Genomic DNA, 2,010 nt, shown 5'->3' with positions numbered 1-2,010 from the left:
CACCAGCCGGTTGCCGCGCACCGAGCCGCCGTAGGTCTTGCAGGTCACCGGGACGAGCCGGTTGCTGTGCCGATGGCCGACCACGCGGTAGCGGGTGCTCGGGCCGGAGCGGACGTTGAGCCGGACGTGGTGCGTGGTCACCCGGCCGACGCTGCGGTACGTGGAGTGCCGGTGGTGACGCGGAGCCGCCGGGGCGGGCAGCGTGGTGTAGTTGTAGTACTGCACGATTCCCTGCGGCGCGGGGATCGGGGTGGCGGCGCTCGCGGTGGCGGCCCCGGCCGTGGGCAGGAACGCGAACACCGCGACCGTGGCCAGTAGGCCGTTCTTCAGGATCCGACGGGACATGGAAACCTCCGTGCTGTCGTGCTCGTGACCACGAAGCGTGATCACGATTCGGAGGATTGCCGTGGCCGGCGGGTGCCATGTCGTCCCGGCGTGCCCCGGGACGGGTGGGACGTCCCCGGGGACGGGTCCGGCCGTCCGGGGTCCGCCGCGGAGGTGCGCGACACCCTTGCCCGCGGGTGCCGGCCGTCGTGCGGAACGATGCGGGACGCGGGACGGGTCGGCGAAGGGTCGGCGAGCACGAACGTCGAACTTACTTGAGTTACGCAACGATATGGTAAACTGGGGGGTATGCCCACAGACTCCCCGCCCGCCGTCCCTGCCGCGACCCCGGAGGTCGTCGAGATCGAGCGCGCCCTGACGCGCATCACCTATCTGAGCACCCGCGCTCGCCAGCACGAGCGGCTGATGGCCCTCGCGGGAGTCCCGCTGGACCGTGCCGCGGTGGCTCTGCTGCGCCAGGTCGCCGACTCCGAGCCGTTGCGCCCGGGGGAGCTGGCGCAGCGGCTCGGGGTCGAGGCGTCGCATGTGACCCGCACGGTGCAGCAGCTCCAGCGGTCGGGTCATGTCACGCGGGTGCCGGACCCCGACGACCGCCGCGCCCAGCGGATCGAGCTCACGGACGCCGGCCGGGGGGCCGTCGAGCGCGTCCGGGACGCCGGGGCGCGTGGCATGCAGCTGGCCCTGGGGGACTGGCAGCCGGAGGAGCTGCGTCAACTGGCCGTGCTCTTCCATCGCATGGTCGACGACTTCCTGTCCTACGCGGTCGAGGACGAGCCCGGCCAGGAGGCCGGCGAAGCGGTGCCTCCGGCCCCGGCGGTCTGAGCTGCCGGGGCCGGCCCCCGGAAGTGCGACCCGGCACGTCGAACCCATTGACGCGCTCTTGCCATTCCCTTACTTTTCGGTCGAAGTTCCGCACGCTGATCGACATCTCGAACATGGAGGGATCCTCCGCACGTGAGACGTCTCATCGGCCGGACGCTGACCGCCGTCCTCGCCGCACTCGCCCTCATCCTGACCGTCACCCCCGCGCACGCGGCCGTCCCCTCCTCTCCCGCCGTGACCTTCACCAACCCGATCGCCGAACAGCGGGCCGACCCGCACATTTTCAAGCACACCGACGGCTACTACTACTTCACCGCCACCGTCCCCGAGTACGACCGCATCGTGCTGCGCCGTGCCACCACACTCCAGGGTCTGGCCACCGCCCCCGAGACCACCATCTGGACCAGGCACGCGAGCGGGGTGATGGGCGCCCACATCTGGGCTCCGGAGATCCACTACATCGACGGCAAGTGGTACGTGTACTTCGCCGCCGGATCCACCAGCGACGTGTGGGCGATCCGCATGTACGTCCTGGAGTCCGACGCGGCCGATCCGCGCACCGGCACCTGGACCGAGAAGGGCCGGATCGCCACCACCTGGGAGAGCTTCTCCCTGGACGCCACGACCTTCGCCGTCAACGGCGTGCGCTACCTGGCCTGGGCGCAGCGCAACCCCGCGGAGGACAACAACACCAGCCTCTTCGTCGCCAGGATGGCCAATCCCTGGACCATCAGCGGCACTCCGGTGGAGATCTCCCGGCCGACGCTCTCCTGGGAGACCGTCGGCTACAAGGTCAACGAGGGACCGGCCGTCATCCAGCACGACGGCAAGGTCTTCAGCAAC

General features: G+C 70.4%; 3 protein-coding genes. 2 read left to right on the top strand and 1 reads right to left on the bottom strand.

The features are described from left to right. Positions 1–345 (bottom strand): hypothetical protein (locus ABZ646_RS45820; protein ID WP_360533511.1); only part of this gene is annotated, 345 nt, incomplete at its 3' end. 288 nt (positions 346–633) lie between these two features. Here ABZ646_RS45820 and ABZ646_RS45815 point away from each other — a divergent pair. Together ABZ646_RS45815 and ABZ646_RS45810 are read left to right on the top strand one after the other, a co-directional pair. Next, a complete protein-coding gene (locus ABZ646_RS45815) occupies positions 634–1,167 on the top strand; it encodes a MarR family transcriptional regulator (protein WP_360533508.1) in 534 nt (177 codons plus the stop codon). A gap of 132 nt (positions 1,168–1,299) precedes the next feature. Next, positions 1,300–2,010: family 43 glycosylhydrolase (locus ABZ646_RS45810; protein ID WP_360533505.1), on the top strand; the 711-nt coding region annotated here is incomplete at its 3' end.

The sequence above is a fragment of the Streptomyces sp. NPDC007162 genome (assembly GCF_040634175.1).
Lineage (GTDB): Bacteria > Actinomycetota > Actinomycetes > Streptomycetales > Streptomycetaceae > Streptomyces.
The sequence above is the reverse complement of the archived record's forward strand: the minus strand, read 5'-3'. Positions and strand labels throughout refer to the sequence as shown.

Coding starts and splice junctions, on each gene's coding strand:
- ABZ646_RS45815 (WP_360533508.1), top strand. CDS start 634: ATGCCCACAGACTCCCCGCCCGCCGTCCCTGCCGCGACCCCGGAGGTC.